The 1,504-nt window shown below is 44.5% G+C and carries 2 protein-coding genes; both read right to left on the bottom strand.

Going from position 1 to position 1,504, the window contains the following annotated elements:
- Nucleotides 1-13: 13 nt before the first annotated feature.
- Complete coding sequence (locus tag RMY64_RS36705) at nt 14-1,186, bottom strand: IS4 family transposase (protein ID WP_322702690.1); 1,173 nt, start codon at nt 1,184-1,186, stop codon at nt 14-16.
- A gap of 17 nt (nt 1,187-1,203) precedes the next feature.
- Entirely contained in the window at nt 1,204-1,398 is a 195-nt protein-coding gene (locus tag RMY64_RS36700; RefSeq protein WP_322697165.1) for a transposase DNA-binding-containing protein, read from the bottom strand.
- Nucleotides 1,399-1,504 lie beyond the last annotated feature (106 nt).

Raw genomic sequence — 1,504 nt, 5'->3', positions numbered from 1 at the left:
CTGACTTTTCCCGTTAAGTCTCTTTTGCAAGCAGCCAACCTTCACAAAGGTCATGCAATTTTAACCAACCTCGCCACAGTACCTGGATACCAATTGGTGTTTTGCTTCGATGTTCTAGGTAGCCGCCAAGACGAGCGATCGCTTCGACAGCCCAATTAACTGTGAGGAGTTTGGGTGGTTTGGGAGACTTAGCTTTTAAAATCTTGAGTTCAAGGGGATTGAGAATTTCAATTGCGGGAGCTAAAGGCTGAGTGCGGTGGAGATAAGTCAACTGTAAAAGCTCAACAGCAATCACACTCAAGAATCCAATGAGAGTTTTCATCCCCTCAGCAGCAAGCCGATATTTTTCTACCTGACATCCCGACTTGAAAATTTTATGATACTCTTCAACTCGCCAACGGTAAGAATACCAGCGTAAAATCATAGAAGCTGTCTGGATATCTGCAACAACTTCTGTGGTTAGCAACATCCATTCTACAGAGGTTTCACCCTCTGGGCAATCAACTTCCGTGACATAAACAGCATACACCAGTAGAGGGTCACGGTTGTCAAAACGATAGGGAGTACGGAGGTTTACAGGACAAAATCGTACAGCCAGCTTGGTTTTGCGGGCAGAACGTTTACTAGTCTGGGGTAATTCGATTTCCTGTTCCAGACTGATAGGCTGCCCTTCCAGTTTTGACCAAAGACGCTCACTCTCGGAATCTAAGCTACGGTTATGAGCTGCACGAACGATAACTCCTGTGTGCTGAAGTTGACGAACTTTATCAAAAACTTCTGTGATATCACCTTCTCGGTCGAAAGCATGAATCACTTGCGTGTGCTTACTCACAAGGTTTTCTACAGTGGTGAGCGCTTCTACCCACCTGTAAGATTCTTTTTGTTCAAAAGGGCGGTTTCGGGCTTCTTTACGTGCTGCTGCTTGTCGTTTTTTCTTTTGTGTCGGAGTTTTCTCTTTTGGTGGCTTTTGTTTTGGCTCTCGATTCCAAAGTTTTTGCCACAACAGACCTATCGATTGACCTTTCTGGGGTTCTATGGCTAAAGCGCTGTGTAATATTAAACCGTTACCTCCCTTACCAATTGGGCCGTAACCTTCCTTTTTAGCCTCAATACTGCCATAATCAAGAAAAGTCGTGTCTCCAACGCACAGCACTACATCATATTCTGCAACAGTTTCCGCCGTCATTTGACAGTGCGGCTCAATCACTCTTGAAAATTCCACTTTGGGGTTGGCAAAAACTCATAAGCTCTCTTGAGTACTTTTCCACTACTGAAGATTTCTGCCAGTGCTTTGCCAAATCCAAGACTTAGAGCATAGCCTATCGACATTGCACGCTCATTTAATCTGCGATCGCCTAGCTCACAAGTCGCAAAATTTTTCTCCCACCAGTCCAGCATCGCTTGTTACCTTTAGCACTCGATTTCAATTACTGTACCGTATATGCTGTGCTGTTTCCTAAATCCTTTGTGAGCAAGCTTTTCAAGACTTAACGGGAAAAGTCAG

It is taken from the genome of Nostoc sp. DedQUE08 (genome assembly GCF_034530895.1).
GTDB lineage: Bacteria > Cyanobacteriota > Cyanobacteriia > Cyanobacteriales > Nostocaceae > Nostoc.
Note: the sequence above shows the minus strand (reverse complement) of the source record. Positions and strands in the feature narration are given on the sequence as shown.

Excerpts from the sequence above, each read along its gene's own strand:
- RMY64_RS36700 (WP_322697165.1), bottom strand. The coding sequence starts at position 1,398 with ATGCTGGACTGGTGGGAGAAAAATTTTGCGACTTGTGAGCTAGGCGAT.
- RMY64_RS36705 (WP_322702690.1), bottom strand. The coding sequence starts at position 1,186 with ATGACGGCGGAAACTGTTGCAGAATATGATGTAGTGCTGTGCGTTGGA.